Origin of the sequence: uncultured Agrobacterium sp., from assembly GCF_913777885.1 — a bacterium.
Lineage (GTDB): Bacteria > Pseudomonadota > Alphaproteobacteria > Rhizobiales > Rhizobiaceae > Agrobacterium.
The window spans coordinates 21,198-39,934 of sequence record NZ_CAJYTV010000012.1; the positions used below are offsets into that span (position 1 = coordinate 21,198).

The following is an 18,737-nucleotide window of genomic DNA, read 5'->3' on the forward strand; positions in this document are numbered from 1 at the left end:
GTCTGCCCATCTTGGCCACTGGAAAAACCGTTCGAAGCACTGTGCTTTTGCCCGAGCGCATTCACCGTCAAGTACAGGCCGTCGCGGCAGCCAACGACGTTTCCTGCGCCTGGGTCATCCGGCAGGCAGTGCTCCACTATCTGTCGACACGGAGCGGTCAGTCTGAACTTCCGCTCGGGACTGATCGGGCATGAGTGCCGAGCCGAAGGTGATCCGGCAGAAGATCCAGCGGTTACGTGCTGGCGCCAAAGCCCGCGTTCTTGACCTTTTTTCGGGGTGCGGCGGCATATCTCTCGGCTTTCAAGCGGCCGGCTACGAGATCGTAGCCGCTATTGAGAGTGATCCTGATGCCGCGCGCTCGCATGGACTGAATTTTCATGGCGGCGAAGACCGGCATAGTATTGCGCGCGACATAACGTCTACCTCGCCTGACGACCTCGCGAAGGCGCTCGAATTGGGACCCGCCTCGGCAGCTTTCGATGTCATTGTCGGCGGCCCCCCTTGCCAAGCCTTCGCCAGGGTCGGTCGCTCAAAACTTCGCGAGATCGCAGAACATCCCGAAGCATTCCGCCATGATCCCCGCGCGCGGCTTTACATCGAGTACCTGAACTACGTGGAGGCATGTGCACCTCTCGCGGTAGTCATCGAAAACGTCCCTGACATGCTCAATCATGGCGGCCATAATCTTGCCGCCGAAATAAGTGAGATCCTTGCAGGCAAGGGCTATGTCGTGCGCTACACGCTTCTAAACGCGGCATTCTACGGCGTGCCGCAGATGCGCGAGCGGATGATCCTGGTTGCGATCCGGAGAGAGCTAGCGAACGATGTCGACTTTCCTGCTCCGTCCCATTGGATAGACCTGCCGTCCGGCTATCAGGGTTCGCGAGCAGTCGCGCTGAAATTGGCTACAAGCGCCGACCTGCTCGTGTCATCGACGGGCGGCGGCGCTTATAAGGCCGCGCCGGAGCCGGATGAGGGTCTTCCTCCCGCGATCACTACCGAACAAGCGATCGGCGATCTCCCCGACATTCTCGCCCGCGAACTGCTTGTGACTGGGGATCTGCGCCGAGGCACCCGCCGGCTCGATGTCAGCTTACCGTATGGCGGGCTCAACCGACAGAACGAATATGTCAAGGCGATGCGCTGCTGGAAAGGCTTCGAGGGCGTCTCACATGTCCGGGACCATGTGATCCGGTATTTGCCTCGCGACTACCGCATCTTCGCCGGACTTCAACCGGGCGACCAGTATCCCGAGGCGCACCGCTACGCGCTCGAGCTATTTCAGGCGGAGCTCAGACGGCTCGAAGCCACCGGACAATGGCTTGCAGAAGACAGCGAAGAATGGAAGGCGATTAAAGCGAAGTTCGTGCCCCCCTATGATGTTAACAAATTCCCGAACAAATGGCGCAAGATGGAGGCTTCTGCTCCGGCTCGCACCCTGCTCGCCCACCTTGGCAAGGATGGGTACAGCCATATCCATTATGACAGCAGGCAAGCAAGACCGATCTCAGTGCGCGAGGCAGCGCGGTTGCAATCATTCCCAGATGGCTTCCGCTTTGCGGGCACAATGAATCCGGCATTTCGTCAAATCGGCAATGCCGTGCCGCCGCTGCTCGCGAAGGCGGTCGCGACAGCGCTCCGCGGGCAGCTCTTCGGGGAGGACGTGGATACAAATGCCGATGCCGGCGAGCTTCGGGCGGTCGAGGCCGGCCGCTAATGGCGCAGCGAGAGGAGATCATCGTCGTCCGCTCTCTAGCCGAATCTGATCTCGGTATCTTCTCGATGCACCGCCTTAGTGCAAAGAGCAAGCAGCGTGCAATTGCGCTAACAACACCGGTGGCGCAACGGCTGCTGAGCAAGCGCTTGTTTACAATCGGTACGGCCGATCTCGACCTCATCTGTGTTTATGGTGGCTATGGCAGTCGCGAGATCCGAAAGATCGGCAAGGTGGGCAAGAATTGGAGGCTTGGAGGCCGGAAAATCACTGCCAGCGCCTGTGCGTTCTTGGACAGCAAGGACTTTGTATTGCTACGCTCGGTCGCCGGCAATGACGGTAATGCGCCAGTGCTAATGACATTTATTGGCCGCCAGCGAGAGCGCCTGCTTCATGCTGGCATCGTGGCGAGTCTTGGAGATAGTTTTCGAGACAGTGTCGCAGTCGTGGCGATGGGCACGGAAACCTTCACGGCTTTAGGCGCTGCATTCCCGCCAGTTCCGGCTGACCTCGCGGTCCGCCTGCTGATGGCCGATGACGGCGCCGCTCTTGAAGATCAGGTGGTCGGAAGCGATGGCCGATAGGCTAACTCCGGACCAGCGGCGGCTCAACATGCGCCGGGTGCGTTCGGTAAACACGCGCCCGGAGCTAATCCTGCGGTCGCTGCTGCACCGCGACGGATTCCGGTTCCGACTGCACCGCCGTGATTTGCCAGGTCGCCCAGACATCGTACTACCCCGCTTTCAAACAGCGATCTTCGTTCATGGGTGTTTCTGGCACGGACATGGCTGCTCGCTTTTTCGTATGCCAACGACCCGTACTGAATTCTGGTCTGCCAAGATCGACGGTAATCGTCGGCGGGACGCGTTTGCAGTTGCCAGCCTTAGTGAGATCGGGTGGCGCAGCCTTTGGGTATGGGAGTGCGCGCTACGGGGAAAATACCGGCAGTCCGCCAAGGAGTTGAGCGAACGAGTGAAGGCATTCGTCAGCGGCGATACCGGCTTTGCGGAGATTACGGAGAATGTAACCGGACATGATGGCGAGCACGATTGAACAGCAGATCACATTGGCTTGAAGGATTCGAACGACTGACGCGCGTCTGATCGAGGCGCGCCGAAGGTGCGCCGAATCCTTCGCAGCGAATCCTTTAATTGTTGACAACGGCGCGTATTTTTCCCCTTGTCGAATCCATGGATTCGATGAGCGAAATCATGTTTGCGCTGAGGGCCGCCAGAGCCCTCGTTGGCCTAAGCCAGGAGGACTTGGCCGCTCTTGCGGGCGTCAGCCGTCAGGTCGTCGCCCGAATGGAAAGAGCCGAGAGCAACGTGATGGCCGACTCGATCGAGAAGGTGCGGACCGCCCTGGAGGCCAGCGGCGTAGTTTTCCTGGACGGTACGGAACGACGAGGACCGGCGGTGGCTATGTCACGCATCGGTCCAGGCAGCGCCGGGTAGGCGACGAGGGAGTGTTGACGAACCTGCGACGGCGAGCGCGCATCTTCGTACTCAACGAGCAGTCAGAGTTTCCATCGAAGGCCTGCGTCGTCTAACGCGGCGAAACCATCGGCGTATTGGTCCAATGCGGCTCTGATTTCTTCCACACGGTAAGGCGTAATGTTCGGCGCTTGCGTTCCAAACGCGACACTGATCATCTGCTCATCCATGCCCTGTTCGATTAGAAACGCCTTCAAAGTGCGCCTAAGATCCCAGAAGTGCAGTCTCCGGACTGGCGTGGAAGGTGCCGCCTCCTGCACGACTTGGTCGATCAAAAGGTCTATCGAAGCCTTGAAGCCGCGGAAGCGGTCGAACTGCCGTCCACCGACGCCGAACACGTAGTCGTCCTCGCGAACGTCAGGCACGCTGGAGCGCAGGCCGGTCAGGACTCGGCACATGGCGACCGTGACAAGAAAGATTTTTGGAGGTTCCCAGCACCTTGGGCTCGTCCAACTGCCGCCCTCCAGATCCAGCTCGGACCAACGCATCCTCGCAAGGTCGCGTGGTTGGCATCCGGACAGCAGAGCGCACTTGGCGAGGGCGCGCTCGCGCGCGAGTGGGAGCCGATCGGACGCGCTAGCGTAGACCGACAGTTCCGCCTTCGTCAGGATGTCGCGCGGCTTGGCGACGAGGCCCAGGCTCGCGTCTGTCATGTTCGCCATCGGATTGCCGCCCGCAGGCGTGAAGCTTTTTTCGCGGATCGCCCAGTCGAACATGCTTCGGAGCCGTCGTTTGCATTGCCGCGCGAGAAAGGTGGTATGGCCGACGCGGATGGCAGCGATGAGCTCGGCGATGTCACGCTCGGCTATGTCCTCCAGCACTCTGTCCAGAAAATCGTTCACGCGAGTGTCGAGAACGCTGAGCTCTATCCTTCGACGCAGGTGTACATGATTTTTGGAAGTGAACTCGGACTTTCTGGCCATGGACTTTCTGAAGCACTCTGCGAACGTCATCACAGAATGCCCCGCCGCGACGTCTTTTTCGTTGAAATACTGGGCGCGCGCACGAGCCTGCGCGACCTGCATGGCGGGGAAGTCGCCGAGCGTCCTCACCCTCCCTCTGCCGAAGACGGATAGATATACGAAGGTCTTGCGATCCGCGCGCACGAAAAGCCGGAGACTGGCGACGAGGAGATCAGAATAGACCTTCATGTGGCGAGTCTTCTCGGAGAACCCAACGCTGCCGACGAATACGTCGCAGAAGTCAACGCGGGTGTCATTCATGTTCGTAGCTCCTCCATTCGACGTCGCGTCCGGCGGCCAGGGCAGCTAGGTTTCCGGCGTGCTTGTCCAGCGCATTCTTGATTTCATTCACGTGGAACGGCGAGCCGAGTAGGAAGTCGAAACGGGTCCTGACCTCGGTGGCAGCATCGACGGCTCCGCTGCAGAGCCCGCCTGCATGTAGCAGCGCCTTGACGGAATGGCGCAGGTCAATCGCGCTCCAGGCCAAAGGCGGCGTGCTACCGCCCTCGCCGTGGTCCTGGCGTTCGATCTCGGAGTTGATCGCCGACGTCAGTTTTCTGAAGATCTTGGATTGGCTCGCTTTAGTGCCGAAGACGAGATCGTCTGCGGCTGCGGCAGTGCTCGCGCGAAGCTCTTCGAGGAGCGACCATACCGTGTCGGAAAGGATGAAATCGTAATATGCCCGGTAGCCGCCGACCGTTCGATACAGAGTTGCCCAGCGCCACTTCGCGAGACTTTTGCCCGGCAGCCCGGTCAGGACAAGTACTTTGGCCAGAGCCCGGTCCTGCGGGGATAGTCGGTCCGCCGCGTGGAGATACAATCTCAGGCGCGCCGCATCGAACCACTGCAGCGAAATCTCCATCTGCACGAGTTCTTCGCCGAGCGCGGCAACGGGATCACGCTCGAGTCCGAATACGCCATGATACGATGGGTTTGCGGCGAGTGCGAACGTCGCTTTGACGATAGACAAGCACCGTCGGGCGAGGCCAGATCCATACACCTCGCGGATCCGTCTCACAAACGCGGACACTTCGTCGCTGCCCACTTCGCCGACCGGTTTCTGGGTCCAGCGGCGATCGAAAAAGAAATGGCGGTCCGCACCCTCATAGCCTCGGCCCAGGATAGTCTCGCGGAGCACCCGCTTGTCGGGCATGAAATCGTTCTGTTGCTCCTCTAAGTGACTCGCCAGATAGGCTTCGGCGCACAAAGCGAACGTCCAGACGCGTTGATCGATACTGGTCGTCGAAACAGGGCTGACCCTTTCCGCACGTTCGGGTATTAGGGCGAGATAAACCGCCAGTGCGCGTGCCTCTTCCGTGCTCCGCGATGGGAAGTTGCCGAGATGCGTGGGCCCGCTCGCTCTGGGGCGGCCTGCTTTCACAACAAACTGAAAAGACTTCAGACCAGAGGCTACTACTAGCCGAAGTCCCTCGCAGGTGCGGTCGGAATAAACTTCGAGTTCGCCGGGTTCCGAGACGTACTTCAGTTTTTCGATCACGTCGTCCGAGAAATCTAATGAAAGTGACTGCATCCACATGGCGGTTTCCTTTCTGGGTTAGGGCGGCACACGGCGCGCCGGGTTCGGTCGAAGAGGTCCTAGGACCGATGCACGCCGGCCGGACGAACGGTCCGCTTGTTCGAGACGTAGCGCTTTCGGGACCGGGGGGGCGAAAGGTTGCTGAACGGATTGCCGACGATTCCGAGTAGGCCCTGGTCGGATCCCGAAGCCCAACCGAACATCGCCCGCAGCTTCGACAGGGCGGCTCTGGCCACGCGCCTGCCGTGTCGGCGTGTCAGTCTGGTGATCAGGCGGCGGGCGTCGCTCTTGGTAATGTCCGAGGCCTGCTTTGCGACGATCGTATTGACGTCATGATCAAGGAGGTGTGTCCGGAAGAAGCGCTGATCCGAGGCGGCGCGCTTATTATGTTTCCTCAGCGGCAGCGTTTCCAGGTAGGCTTCCGCGACCTCCTCGAATGTCAGGGGCGTTACGGCAGCAACCTTTGTCGTCGTGGCCTGCCCCTCCATTGCTCTCGCGACAAGGACGTCGATATGCCGCGCCACTGTCTTCGCCCGCTGTGTCGATATCTCGGGAAAAAATCCGACCTCGACCCTGAGCTGAACCCTCCGGTCGGCAAGGCGCGGCTGGTGCACGAACAGTTTCCGGCTGTCGGATACGACGAGCTTCAATCCATCGATCATCGGGCCGCCGAAGATCTCGATGCTTCCCCTTGTCGTATACGGCAGCTTCCGTACGACTTCGTCCGTCAGATTCAAGGCACGCATGCTTTTTCCCTTTCGTCGGTGTTCTGCCGTCACATGACGGACTCATGTCTTGGTGAAATTTGGAGTCTGAGAAAATTGCTGCCGTGTCATGGCTACGGGAAGCCCGCTTCCCGATAGGTGGCGGAAAGCGTGATCGCGAACTCCTCCAGGCTCAACACAACGCTCGAGAGCTGTTGACGACCGCTCCCCTCAAGCAAGAAGTGTCTTTGCCACGGCACCGTGTGGAACGGCGAATAGGCGGCCACCTTAAGACGGCCGGTGGGTCGCAACTGGCTCTGCTGCCAAGTGATCCCCACGATCTTGTCGGCACGCTTTCGCTTCGTGGCCGCCAGCGGAAGGAACCGGCCATTTCCCGCGTACTGCACCTCGGCGCGCTCATGGATCTCCATGAAGGCAAGTCCGATCGCAACGCCCCCGACTACGGCGATGGTCGGCCATAGCGGCGCCCATGGCAACGAGGGCGGATCGCCTCCCGACCTTTCGCGGCAGTCTATTTTCGGCCTGATGAATCCCTGCCGCGCCGCTACGCTCACCTGGTGCCCTCGATCTTCCAATGCCAGGAAGAGCGCATTGGCGGCGGCGATGCCCTCGTCAAGCGCGTCCGGCGAGACTGTCAGATCGATGGCGGCGCCAGACCGCGTCCAGAGCATAGTCGTCCCTCTTGCGGGGCGGGCGGCTCCGAAAAGTCTCACCGCGTGCACCGCCAGCGGATGCATCCCCGACGCCCTCGACGTCGCCCACGTCTTCCGGTGCCGGTCGAACGACCAGATCGGCGGCGTGCCCTGGCCCTTCCTCGACCAGATCACTAGATGGCCGGGCTTGGGGGCTGGTAGGGGGACGGGCGGGCTTGCGTGCCCGATGGGCTTTTTCAGCCACCACCCGCGCGGAGGGCGGGGAACGTCGAGAGCGACGCAGACGCGTGCCAGGTATACGTCGGACACGCCGAGATGCTTTGCCGCATCTCTCGCGGTCCTCGTCCAGACCAGAGCGTGCAGTTCCTCACGCGTCACCTTCATGGCCGACCTCCTTCGAACGCCGTCCGGCCCGTTCCCAATGTTCGAGGTCCGCGACCGTAGCCGTCCCTTCAAGAATTTTGAGGAGCATCTTCGACCATCTGTTGAACGCCTCTCGGAGCTCCACTCGGTACTCGAAGTGATTGTAGATGCGGTCCAGCCCGACCTTGCTGTGACCGATGGCCGCCTCGGCGACCTCCTTTCGCGCGAAGCCGGAGAAGTGGGACCGCAGAGTCCGCCGGACGTCGTGCCATACCCAGTGCCGCAGTTCCTTGCCGGGCGCGATCTTGGCGAACTGGGCAAGAAACTCCTGGTTGAATCGAGCCTTCTCCCGGACGAAGTTCGAGATCGGACGCTGGCCTTCGGAAAGGCTGAAGACGTAGTCCCCGTGGTTCGGAGACTGTCGCGCCTTCAACCCATGAAGCAGTTGTACGACGGAGTCGGACAAGGTTACGTGGTGGTCGTCGTCCGGCTTTCCGGTTCCGCCCGGAATGACCCACAGATACATGTCGAGGTCTATGTCGGACCACCGCATCCTGGCGACGTCGCTCCGTCTCTGACCGGTTTCGATCAGAAACCGCTGGAACGGGCCCCAGGGATATGGCGTCGCCTCGCTGGCGAGCAGATACGCTCGAAGCTCGAGATGGAGGAAATGGCGCGTGCGACTCTTCTTCGTGAGCTTCATCAATCTGGTGGTGAGATGCTCGACCGGGTTGGTTTCCAAACCTATCGCCCGGCGGCGGTCTGGCAGCATCGTCCAGTTGAAGAACGTGCGTATGATCGAGAGGGCCTTGTGGGCCTGGGCCTCGGCGCCCTTGGCCCGTATCGCCCCGACAAGGCCGCTGACGTGAAAGTCTCTGACCTGTGAGATTGGCAGTCCCATCCAGTCGTTGGTCTCGGGGTTTATGATGTTCGCGTGTATGAACGCCTCCTCCTTGGCGGCGCCGCGGTTCTTGCTTCGCGTCGGCAGGTAGGCGATGTAGTCCCGCATGACGGATTCGAACGTGCTTCGCTCTTTCAGGAGTTCTTCGGATCGTCTCCTCTCCCGTTCTTCGATCGGGTCGGACCCTTGCTCGATCAGCTTATTCCAGGCGCCGGCGATCTGGCGGGCCTCATCGGTGCTCATCGTCTTGAAGCTTCCAATCGTCTGGCGGGTTGAAAAGGACGAGTTGCCGAAGCGGCTGATCAGCACGAACGTCTTCTTCTTCGCGCCGACCCGGACGGCGAAGTTGGGGATGTCGGCGTCGGCGACGACGTAGCGCTTCTTCGTGTAAGGAAGTGCGGACACGAAGGAATCTCTCAGATACTCTTTTCTCATCGGTTGTGCTCCCTTGCGCGGGCTGAAATTGGACAGCAAACTGGGCAGCTACGGGGTGTTGGAGCCGTTTCCCAGCGTGTGGCAAAGGAAAGCTCACATTTCCAGGAATGTAAAGAAAACAATTACTTAGGCACAGAATGACTTGCTGTGGCACGGAAGGGCAGAGCCTGCGATAGCGTGGTTCGAGACTTGCCAAACAGAGGGTCGGAGGTTTGATACTCTCTCATAACCTGAAGGCCGCAGGTTCAAATCCTGCCCCCGCAACCATCTTTACTTGCGACCCCGTAGCCAACGCTGCGGGGTTTTGTTTTTGCGCCGAAAGCGTAAGGATTCCAGCGAGATCGCCGCGAACGTCGATCTCGATCCTGCCATCCGCTGGCGTCAGGATGATGTCCTCGACCAGCGTCCGCAGAACGTCCGCCGCCTCGACCCGCTGTTCTTCTGAATCGTCCTGTAGCGTCTCGTAGAGCTGCTGGACGCGGTGACGGTATTGCCTAGCCATCGCCGGGTGCAGAACCGGAGGCGGCTCGTCGGCACCGGCCAGGAAGTTCTTCAGTTCGAGTTTGCGCGCCTTCAGTTTACCGCCCCGCTCCGTGACAGTGTCGAGCGAGATCGCTTCCTTCAGATACAGGTCCATGAGGCGCTGCTCCTCGCGGTCGATCCTGCCGATCTCGGCCTCGGCCGCATCGATGTTGGCGCGCGCTTCCATCCGGAGGCGGTTCATCTCCTGCGTATAGGCGTCGCAGAACTCGGCGAAGATCGTCGGATCAAGCATGCGGGTGCGCAGTGCGTCGAGCACGCGGCTCTCCAGCTCGTCCCGGCGGATGTTGACGCGATTGTCGCAGGTGCCTTTGTTACGAGCCGTCGAGCACCCGATCAGCGTTGCCGAGATCGCTGAATAGCCTCCGCCACAGCAGGCGCACTTGGTCAGCCCCGAAAAGAGATATTTGGGGCGTCGGCGCGTGTTGACGAGTGCGACGCTGGGTTCGCCCTTGTCGTCTCGATCAATCGTGTTTCTGGCCTGACGCGCCTTCACCGCCTGCCACAGCTCGTCCTCTATGATGCGTAGCTCAGATGCCACCTGGATGACCCATTCCGACTCCGGGTTCGGCCGTGCCTGGCGCTTGCCCCGTGTCGGGGTCCTTCACGAAGCGTTGGCGGTTCCACACCAGCTTGCCGACATACATCTCATTGTTGAGGATGCCGGTGCCCCGCTTCGGGTTGCCGTTGATCGTGCTGAACCCCCAATCACCCCCGGAAGGGGAGGGGACGCCTTCCTTGTTGAGCGCGAAGGCGATGGTCTTGGCAGACTTGCCCGCAGCATAGTCCCGAAAGATCCGCCGCACCACATTGGCTTGGACCTCGTTGATCGTGCGATCACCGCGGATGGGTTCGCCATTGCCGTCGAACTTTTTCACTACGTCATAGCCGTAGGAATTGCCGCCGCCCGATTTCCCCGCCTCTACGCGGCCGCGCTGGCCGCGGCGCGTCTTGTCCGCAAGGTCCTGCAAGAACAGCGCGTTCATCGTGCCTTTCAGCCCGACGTGCAGATGTGAGACCTCACCCTCCGACAGCGTGACGATCTTCACGTCGGAATAGCTCATGCGCTTATAGAGGCCAGCAATGTCCTGCTGATCGCGCGACAGGCGGTCCATGGCCTCTGCAAGCACGATCTGAAACCGGCCGCGCGTGGCGTCGCCGATCAGCGCCTGGATGCCAGGACGGAGAAGCGATGCACCGGAGATAGCATGGTCGGTATATTCCTCGATAATCTGCCAGCCTTGCCTCTCGGCGTGTGCGCGGCAGATGCGGAGCTGATCGGCGATCGAGGCGTCACGCTGGTTGTCAGAGGAATAGCGCGCGTAGATGGCGACTTTCATGAAACGTCTCCCACCGTCAGGAGCCGTTCGAGCCCCGCTTGGAAATAATATTGGTCTGCGCCGCAAAGGCCTCGCGCGCCATTTGCCTGCCAAGCAGACGGGCAAGCTGGATGAGCCGAGGGTCGGGATTGCCGCGCGACGTAAAGGTCAGTTCCGGCACATCGACGAGCATTGCTTCGAGCAGCTCTTCGCGCTCGCCTTGCGTTATTCTCGTCTGTCTCTTGTCCGCGTCTGGGCTCATGCCCGCCAGAATTTACTTTATGGACGTGGTAAGCAACTGAACGTGTGAGAGAGTTGCCGGCGATGTGCGGGCCGGTCTGGCGCAGGATGGCGAATGGCAGAGCGCGGTAGCGGTCCATGGAGAATGGAATATACCGCCCTTTGGTGGCTTCATCCAGCGATGTTCCTGCTCCGTCTCTCATTGAAAGCTCTCCGTCTGGCTTTGGCGACGCTGCACGTTGGAGGATCGAAGGTCACGACACCATTTTACCCACGATCGATAATCAGACCGATGCACCGTAGCAGGGCGGTCAAATCGGGCTCCACGCCTGCCGCACGAAGCACCGCGGCCAAATCGATGCGCTTTGCGAGGTTGGCGCGCGTCATGGGCTTCTCGTACCCCGCCCATTCCTTTTGCAACGCCTTTACCGCTCCTGGCGTGTCAGGCGGGCGGTGCGCCGCCTTGCCTTCCAAATGGCGAAGCAGCACGGCCTCAAAACAAGGCCGTTGCCACAGAATTACGATGGCCTTGTCAGCCGCGAGTTTGCGCGCGCGCTCGGCCCGGTGCGGGTCACGTTCGGCCTGGTCGAAATCGAGCAACGCGAAGCGCTCTCGCGGCGCGCTGCGTTTCTTTTCGAGTTGCTTCAGTCGCAACACCGCCATTTCGACTCTCGAAAGCGGATCGCCTGTTCCCGGCCCTAGCTCGTCAATATGTAGATGTACGGGTACATCGGCATCGCGTAGCAAGTCTTGCAGGAAACCCGCGTAGCTCACCTCGGACGCGCCTTCGCAACCGACATAGACCGGACGGCGCTGCGGGATGAATGAAGGGCGACGGCGGCTCATCCGAGATGTGGAACCCCGCCGTAGGCACCGCTGAGATATTTGCGGTAGTGATTTTCGTCCCGACGGACCTTCACGTCCATCAGGCTGTAGCAATGGCTACGACCCTTCCTGTCCTTCTCGCAGATTACGATTTCCTCTTTATTCAGATCGTCGAGCAGCGAGGCCGAGTGGCAGGACAGCCAGAGTTGAGCATTCAGCTTGTTGCGCCCCGATACCGCGTAGAACCAGCGCACCATCTCCGGCAGCATGTTCGGATGGATAGCAGTGTCCATCTCGTCGATCATGGCGATGCCGCCGGTGTCGAGCGCCGACATGAGGAAGGGAAACATTTTTATGAAGGCCCGCGTGCCATGACTTTCCATCAGCCACGGCATTTCCACCGCAAGGCCGGCGTGCTTGAACAGGAGCAGCGGGCCATTGTCGGTATTCTGAAAGCGCATTCCTTCTACGCCGACGTCGATACGGCTCAGCTCGTCCTGCAGTCGGTGAACGACGTTAGGCTGGTTCTTCAGGTAGTCGATCACCTCGCGGTCGACAAAGGAGTGCACCGGCTCAATCTGGAAGAAAGCCTTGCGTGCCGCGTCTACCACGATTTGCGCAACTGGGTGCTGGAACTTCGCAAACGATGACAGGACCGTATGATTGCCGACGAGCGTCTTCGTGAGATGCTGGAAGCCCGAAAGGCTGAAGGTCTTGGAGTCCTTGACCCTGCCCTCGGCATCACGCTCATAGACGCGCTGCCATTTGCCTTGGCCGTTTGGCTTCTGGCGGAGTGCCTCGGAAGCGATCCGCGTTGCGACGCCTCCCCTCATCTCGATTTCCAGTTCGTAGCGATAGGTGCCTTGTTCGACCTTTTCGCCATTCATGGCGCGCTGGAAGATCTCTGGCGTCAGGTTCATGATGCCGCCCAACTCAATCGCAAACCTGGTTGGACGATCGGCCGATTCTTCGTCGTTGAAACGCTCAAGGCCAGCAAATCCCGGCACCGTGCGCATCACGCTGTCACGGATCATCGTTACGACGAATTCAAGCGCGCGCAGCATCGTCGTCTTCCCCGACGCGTTCGCACCGTAAATGGCGACAACCTTCGGCGCGCGCGCGTCTGCTCCCTCGAAAATCGGTGCATACCGACCTTCGGGGTCAGGCACTTTTCCATCCACCTTCAGGTCAAGTGTCTGCAAATCGCGGATGGAGAAGAAATTTTCGACCTCTAGCTTGTAGAGCATGGCGCACCTCAATTCACACCATAATGACATATTCAACGACATTTCGTCAATATCTCATTTTGAGCGTCGCTACTCGATCTCTTCTGTTGGGCTGCCGCTACCTCTAAAGGTGGGTCGCGAAGTCTGGTCACTCCCGCGCGAGAAGAGCCCAGCTGCATGTAGGTGATGAAAGCCTCCGGCTACCCAGACACCGCCGCAGTCCATCCCACCTCATGTCTCGCAGGAAGGTCCCCGAAGCGTTGTGAGAGTGAGAGGGCGGAAAGCCATTCCGTGACGGTTTGAGGATCGGGAGAGAGGCTCCCGGCGTCCGTCATGGAGATGTCCCATGAACATGCAGGTACTCGAAGCCCGCCGTGACGCCAGCGTCGGTTACAAGGTCGATGTGAACCGCGGCCAGTGCGTCGGTCGCGTATCATCCGAATGGTTCTCGCGTCCCAATGACGAGCGGTTCCTGTCGCTTGGCGAGCTGGCCGATGCGGTGCGCGGCCGCGCCGAGCGCAGCCGAACCCGCGTCGTCGAAAGCGCGCTGATCCATGTCGAGGCAAGCCGGTCTAATCCCGAACGTTTGTCGCTGATGCTTCCAGGCGCCGAAGCCCCCGTTGCCCCGACGCATTGGAGCTTCGGTCAACTTGCCGCCCAGGTCGGTGCGCCCGCTGCTTATCTCCGCAACCTTCCGGCCGCACTGGCCGGGATCAATCTGCAATATGGCCTGACCTCGAACCGGGCTGAACAGATCAAGACGCTGGAGACCGATGACGGCCGTGTCGAACTGCGCGCCGTCACCGGCCCGGATTATGGTCGCATCTATGACTACGAACTGGTCGAGGCGGTCCAGCGCATTGCGGGCAACGGCACGGGCGATACCCGCTGGAAGGTGCCCGGCGTGCTCGACTGGTCGACGGGGATCTACAACCCGCGCGTCGATATCACCAAGGATACGACGACTCTCTACGCCAGCGATCGCGATGTGTTTCTGTTTCTCGTCGACGATCTGAACCCGATCGAGGCTGGCAGGCTGCCCGATGGCTCGCCCGATTTGTTCTTCCGCGGCTTCTACTGCTGGAACAGTGAGGTGGGCGCGAAGACGCTCGGCATGGCGAGCTTCTTTCTGCGCGCCGTGTGCCAGAATCGTAATCTCTGGGGCGTCGAGGATTTCGAGGAGATCAGCATCCGCCACAGCAAATACGCCGCTTCGCGCTTCGCCCATGAGGCCGCACCGGCGCTGCTGAACTTCGCCAATTCGTCTCCGGCCCCGTTCGTCAACGGCATCAAGGCCGCGCGCCAGCGGATCGTTGCTCGCACCGACGAGGACCGATCCGACTTCCTCCGGCGCCGTGGTTTCTCCAAGGCCGAAACCGGCAGGATCATCGACACGGTACTGGCCGAGGAAGGCAGGCCGCCGGAATCGATCTTCGATTTCGTGCAAGGCATTACCGCCGTCGCGCGCAACAAGCCGCACCAGGACGCCCGCCTTGACATGGAGGCCAAGGCCAAGAAGCTGCTCGACCGCGCGGCATGATTTTCACCAAAACCGGCGGTACGGATTTCCGTGCCTCCGGCTTTGCTCCCTTATGATTGTCAGATGAGCTGCCCCACCTTGCTTGACTGTAGCCCATGGGTTACAGTGCGTGGATTGGAGGGCGCTTATGGCCGTCGTGAAGATCAATCCCTTAGCTATAACCGGGCGCTGGAAATCGGGCGTCGCCATGGATCTTCACACGATCAGCAGCACGCCGATCGGCTATAACGAATTTGGCTATATGCAATTCGATACGGTCCGGCCCGAGATTGCGGAACTCCTCTTTCGCCTGAAGAACAGAGCCGATCGCTCGGCCGCGGGTCCCATCATCGAAACCGTCGCGGCCTTTCTCAGCCATCACCGCGACAAGTTCGATTCGATCGTGCCTGTTCCACCTTCGCACCAGCGAGCGGTTCAGCCGGTCATCATCATGGCGGAGGGCATCGGGAAGGCATTGGGCATTCCTGTTCTATCCTGCATCACCACGACGCGGCCGACTGGTCAGCTCAAGAACATCACTGACCCTGACGAGCGAAAAGAACACGTCCAGGGACTGTACGCCGTTAATGCTGCGCAGACCCGCGGCCGCAAGATTCTGCTTTTCGACGACCTATTCCGCTCCGGCACCACCATGAATGCGATTACCGACGTCCTCCTTGGCTCGGGCGAGGCGCAGGTGGTGCGGGCGCTTACCATCACCAAGACACGGAGCAACCAATGAACACCATCTTCATCGGCGGCTCGCGGCACGTTTCCCGTTTACCGGCAGAGGTGAAGAAGCGCCTCGATAATGTGATCGCCAGCCATCATCAGGTCATCGTCGGAGATGCGAACGGGGCCGACAAGGCCGTTCAGAAGCATTTCGCCGATGCCAGCTATGCCAAAGTTACCGTCTTCTGTTCGGGGGATACGCCCCGTAACAATCTCGGTTCTTGGAACACGCATCGGGTCGATGTCCCGAAGGGAACAAAAGGCTTTCAGTTCTATGCCGCCAAGGATCGCGAGATGGCGCGTGAGGCTGATTTCGGCCTGATGATCTGGGACGGTAAAAGCCCTGGCACCGTGCTGAATGTGCTGCGCCTGATCCAAGCCGGTAAGATTTCAGTGCTGTTCAATGTGCCGGATAAGGCAGCGGTCAACGTCAAGACCGTCGAACAGTATCGCGACTTCCTACAGCGTTGCGACCCAGCCTTTCGGGGCGATCTCCGCGAACGGGCGACATCGCAGGAGTGGTCGTTGATTGAAACCGATCCGCAACCCAGCTTGCTCAACCATGAACCCGGCATTGCCAGTAATGCGGCGGTCGCCACGGAAACACCTCCTGCTCCCCCAACGGATGAATCGGTTCAGACTCTAAACGCCGCGTTGGCGTCCGGTGACGCGACCCGGATCATGAACATCGTGGGAGAAATTGCCCGGGATCGGGGCATGAGCAAGGTCGCCCGCGATACTGGCCTTGCACGGGAGAGCCTCTACCGGTCTCTCGATGCGGGTGGGAACCCCGAGTTCGTGACGGTTATCAAGGTTTTGTCTTCGTTGGGGGTGCGACTGGAAGCCAAGCCCCGCGATCCGTCCGCGCAGCTTCAGATCGCAGGTGGGTAGAGGAAGAGGGCGGCGCTTCGCTTCGTGACGGGTTGGAGGTCGAGAGAAAGTCTCCCGGCCGCCCGTCGCGGAGTAAAGATCATGGCAAGTGCCGTTCAGAAGATCACCCTGTCGTCGTCGCGCGACATCCCTTTCAACAAGCTGGTGCTGAGCCAGTCGAACGTCCGGCGTATTAAGGCCGGGGTCTCGATCGAGGACCTGGCCGAGTCCATCGCCCGACGTGGTCTCATCCAGTCGCTGCACGTCCGGGCGGTGCTGGATGCCGAGGGCATTGAGACCGGCATGTTCGAGGTGCCGGCCGGCGGCCGCCGCTTCCGCGCGCTCGAACTGCTGGTGGAGAGCAAGCGTCTGAACAAGACCTCGACCGTCCCGTGCGTCGTCAGCGACGCGGCAAGTGGCATCCTGATGAAGGAAATCTCCTTCGCCGAGAATGACGAGCGCATTCCCCCACATCCCCTCGACCAGTTTCGCGCCTTCCAGGCGATGCGCGACAAGGGAATGAGCGAGGAAGCCATCGCTGCCGCCTTTCTGATCGACGTCAATGTCGTGAAGCAGCGCCTCAAGCTGGCATCGGTCTCACCGGTGCTGCTGGATGCCTTCGCCGAGGACGGCATGGAGCTGAAGCAGCTCATGGCCTTCACCGTCTCGCAGGATCATACCCGCCAGGAACAAGTCTGGGAGGCCGTCCGCAATAGCTGGCAGAACGAGCCGTGGCATATCCGGCGCGCGCTGACCGAGAAGACCGTGCATGCCGCCGACAAGCGCGCCGTCTTTATCGGCGCCGAAACCTATGAGGCTGCCGGTGGCGTTATCCTGCGTGACCTGTTCGAGAGCGACAATGGCGGCTGGCTTCAGGATGTCGGCCTGCTCGACCGGCTGGTAGCCGAAAAGCTGAAGACCGTCGCGGACGAGATCGCGAATGAGGGGTGGAAGTGGGTCGATGCGGCGGTCGAAATCCCCTACGGCATCACCCACGGTCTGCGTCGGGTCACGCGCGACGTTCTTGACATGAGCGACGAGGAACGCGCGACCCGCGACGCGCTGGAGGCTGAACTCGACGCCCTCGTCGCCGAGTATCAGGGCGGAGACGACCTGCCGGATGCGGTCGATCAACGCCTCGGCGAGATCGAGACGGCGATCGAGCAACTCGACGATCGCCCGGTCATCTATGACCCGGCGGAGATAGCCATTGCCGGCGTCTTCGTCACGATCGACGCGAACGGCGCACTCAAGATCGATCGCGGCTATGTCCGACCCGAGGACGAGTTGCCGGTAGAAGCGGCAGGCGACGGTGAAGTGGCGGATGAAGACGTCGAGCCCGACACCGGCGAGATTCGTGAGCCCGCCATCCAGCGTGCCGTCATCACCCTCGGCGGCCAACGTGAGACAGTAGATGAGGACGACGACGACGGCATCAAGCCGCTGCCCGACCGCCTCCTCAGCGAACTGACCGCGCACCGCACGCTGGCGCTGCGCGATGCCGTCGCCAGCCATCCGCACGTCGCCATGACGGCGCTGCTGCACAAGCTTGTCGCGGATACCTTCCTGCACCGCTCGGCAACGGGCGCGCTCGAGGCCAGTGTCCGGCGGGTCCACCTCCCGGTGCAGGTCGACGATCTGAATGACAGCGCATCGGGGAAGTCCATCGATGACCGGCACGAGCGCTGGGGCGATCATGTCCCGGCTGATGAAGACGCGCTCTGGGATTGGCTGAGCACGCTCGACAATGAAAGCCGCATGGAACTGCTCGCCCATTGCGTCAGCTTCGGGATCAATGCGCTCTACGAGCGGCCCAATCCCTATAGCGGCTCTGGCGTCAGCGCGCATGGGCTTGAGGTTCGCATGGCGCAGGCCGAGCGGCTGGCACGCGCCACCGGCCTCGACATGGTGGCCGTCGGTTGGCGACCGACCGTCGGCAACTATCTCGGCCGCGTCACCAAGGCGCGCATCCTCGAGGCGGTGCGTGAGGGCGCGGGCGAGCGGGCGGCCCAGCTCATTGACCATATGAAGAAGGGGGACATGGCCAAGGAGGCGGAGCGCCTGCTGGCCGATAGCGGATGGTTGCCCGAAGCGCTGCGCCCGGCCGATGCTGACGGCGGGGCGGTCGGCGATCATGCCGGTCAGGATACCGACGACGCGGCACTCCCTGCCTTCCTGTCCGACGATGGGGAGGACGAGGAGTCGATTGAGGAGGACGAGCAAGCCCTGCTGGCCGCTGAATGACCACGCCCGGCGGGGAGCACTTCAGTCATCCCCGCCGGCGTCATTCCTTTCCGTCATCCTTAGCCCAGCCCAAGTTACAGCGATTGCGTGGCGACGCCGCGCAGGCCGGGCTCTCTCGTTTCAGGAGACTGTGATGAGCATCCCCGATTACGCCCGTACCAACTTCCAGACGCTGCTGCGCGCGGCCGCCAACGGCAATCTGGCCCTCATGGAATGCCTCGACGCTGCAGGCCACGTTCCTCGCTACGTCATCTGCGCTGTTGGCCGCGACAGCGGCGACTATGTCTTTGTCCCGTTCGGTCACCTGGCGGACGGCAATCCCTACGACGCCTATTTGCCGCCTGATCCTGCCGATCCTGGCGGCTTCATCCGGCCTGACGGCCGGTAGAACAGATCATTGACCAAGAAAGCGCCCACCTCACGGTCGGGCGCTTTTGTC

The 18,737-nt window shown here is 61.0% G+C and carries 19 protein-coding genes; 9 read left to right on the forward strand and 10 right to left on the reverse strand.

The features are described 5' to 3' along the window. Positions 1–190 precede the first annotated feature (190 nt). From QZ869_RS11490 to QZ869_RS11505, 4 genes are all read left to right on the forward strand, one after another. Positions 191–1,717, forward strand: coding sequence for a DNA cytosine methyltransferase (locus QZ869_RS11490; RefSeq protein ID WP_296104697.1), 1,527 nt, complete (start codon positions 191–193; stop codon positions 1,715–1,717). Beyond that, a complete protein-coding gene (locus tag QZ869_RS11495; RefSeq protein WP_296104700.1) occupies positions 1,717–2,298 on the forward strand; it encodes a hypothetical protein in 582 nt (193 codons plus the stop codon). Before QZ869_RS11490 ends, QZ869_RS11495 begins: the two co-directional genes overlap by 1 nt. Continuing rightward, positions 2,288–2,767 carry a very short patch repair endonuclease gene (locus QZ869_RS11500; protein ID WP_296104702.1) on the forward strand — a complete coding sequence of 160 codons (480 nt, stop codon included), beginning with the start codon at positions 2,288–2,290 and terminating at the stop codon, positions 2,765–2,767. The genes QZ869_RS11495 and QZ869_RS11500 overlap by 11 nt, the downstream gene beginning before the upstream one ends. Before the next feature lie 158 nt (positions 2,768–2,925). Continuing rightward, positions 2,926–3,168 (forward strand): helix-turn-helix domain-containing protein, encoded by a 243-nt coding sequence (locus QZ869_RS11505; RefSeq protein WP_296104705.1) that lies wholly within the window; start codon positions 2,926–2,928, stop codon positions 3,166–3,168. 62 nt (positions 3,169–3,230) lie between these two features. Here the strand turns inward: QZ869_RS11505 and QZ869_RS11510 are convergent, their stop codons facing one another. The 10 genes from QZ869_RS11510 to QZ869_RS11555 form a co-directional block, all read right to left on the reverse strand. Next, on the reverse strand, positions 3,231–4,232 hold the full coding sequence (locus QZ869_RS11510; protein WP_296104706.1) for a hypothetical protein: 1,002 nt from the start codon (positions 4,230–4,232) through the stop codon (positions 3,231–3,233). 190 nt (positions 4,233–4,422) lie between these two features. After that, on the reverse strand, positions 4,423–5,706 hold the full coding sequence (locus QZ869_RS11515) for a hypothetical protein (protein WP_296104709.1): 1,284 nt from the start codon (positions 5,704–5,706) through the stop codon (positions 4,423–4,425). A gap of 59 nt (positions 5,707–5,765) precedes the next feature. After that, positions 5,766–6,452, reverse strand: a complete 687-nt coding sequence (locus QZ869_RS11520; protein ID WP_296104711.1) for a hypothetical protein — start codon at positions 6,450–6,452, stop codon at positions 5,766–5,768. Between the two features lie 92 nt (positions 6,453–6,544). After that, a complete protein-coding gene (locus QZ869_RS11525) occupies positions 6,545–7,144 on the reverse strand; it encodes a hypothetical protein (protein WP_296104714.1) in 600 nt (199 codons plus the stop codon). Between the two features lie 307 nt (positions 7,145–7,451). Continuing rightward, positions 7,452–8,783, reverse strand: coding sequence for a tyrosine-type recombinase/integrase (locus tag QZ869_RS11530; protein ID WP_296104718.1), 1,332 nt, complete (start codon positions 8,781–8,783; stop codon positions 7,452–7,454). A 223-nt stretch (positions 8,784–9,006) separates the two neighbouring features. Continuing rightward, positions 9,007–9,864, reverse strand: a complete 858-nt coding sequence (locus QZ869_RS11535) for a zinc ribbon domain-containing protein (RefSeq protein ID WP_296104720.1) — start codon at positions 9,862–9,864, stop codon at positions 9,007–9,009. After that, positions 9,854–10,663 carry a recombinase family protein gene (locus QZ869_RS11540; protein WP_296104722.1) on the reverse strand — a complete coding sequence of 270 codons (810 nt, stop codon included), beginning with the start codon at positions 10,661–10,663 and terminating at the stop codon, positions 9,854–9,856. Before QZ869_RS11540 ends, QZ869_RS11535 begins: the two co-directional genes overlap by 11 nt. A gap of 16 nt (positions 10,664–10,679) precedes the next feature. Next, positions 10,680–10,904: a hypothetical protein gene (locus QZ869_RS11545; RefSeq protein WP_296104725.1), complete on the reverse strand. Its 225-nt coding sequence runs from the start codon at positions 10,902–10,904 to the stop codon at positions 10,680–10,682. 245 nt (positions 10,905–11,149) lie between these two features. Next, positions 11,150–11,545, reverse strand: a complete 396-nt coding sequence (locus QZ869_RS11550) for a hypothetical protein (RefSeq protein WP_296104727.1) — start codon at positions 11,543–11,545, stop codon at positions 11,150–11,152. 179 nt (positions 11,546–11,724) lie between these two features. After that, positions 11,725–12,954: an AAA family ATPase gene (locus tag QZ869_RS11555; protein WP_296104730.1), complete on the reverse strand. Its 1,230-nt coding sequence runs from the start codon at positions 12,952–12,954 to the stop codon at positions 11,725–11,727. Positions 12,955–13,279: 325 nt separating this feature from the next. Here QZ869_RS11555 and QZ869_RS11560 point away from each other — a divergent pair, with 325 nt between their 5' ends. The 5 genes from QZ869_RS11560 to QZ869_RS11580 all read left to right on the forward strand — a co-directional run bounded on the left by QZ869_RS11560 (position 13,280) and on the right by QZ869_RS11580 (position 18,686). Then, positions 13,280–14,473, forward strand: a complete 1,194-nt coding sequence (locus QZ869_RS11560; RefSeq protein WP_296104734.1) for a DUF932 domain-containing protein — start codon at positions 13,280–13,282, stop codon at positions 14,471–14,473. A gap of 127 nt (positions 14,474–14,600) precedes the next feature. Further along, positions 14,601–15,194: a ComF family protein gene (locus QZ869_RS11565; protein WP_296104736.1), complete on the forward strand. Its 594-nt coding sequence runs from the start codon at positions 14,601–14,603 to the stop codon at positions 15,192–15,194. After that, complete coding sequence (locus tag QZ869_RS11570; protein WP_296104738.1) at positions 15,191–16,075, forward strand: addiction module antidote protein; 885 nt, start codon at positions 15,191–15,193, stop codon at positions 16,073–16,075. Before QZ869_RS11565 ends, QZ869_RS11570 begins: the two co-directional genes overlap by 4 nt. 81 nt (positions 16,076–16,156) lie before the next feature. Then, a complete protein-coding gene (locus tag QZ869_RS11575) occupies positions 16,157–18,298 on the forward strand; it encodes a ParB/RepB/Spo0J family partition protein (RefSeq protein ID WP_296104740.1) in 2,142 nt (713 codons plus the stop codon). A 133-nt stretch (positions 18,299–18,431) separates the two neighbouring features. Continuing rightward, on the forward strand, positions 18,432–18,686 hold the full coding sequence (locus QZ869_RS11580; protein ID WP_296104743.1) for a DUF6117 family protein: 255 nt from the start codon (positions 18,432–18,434) through the stop codon (positions 18,684–18,686). The last annotated feature ends 51 nt before the right edge of the window (positions 18,687–18,737 follow it).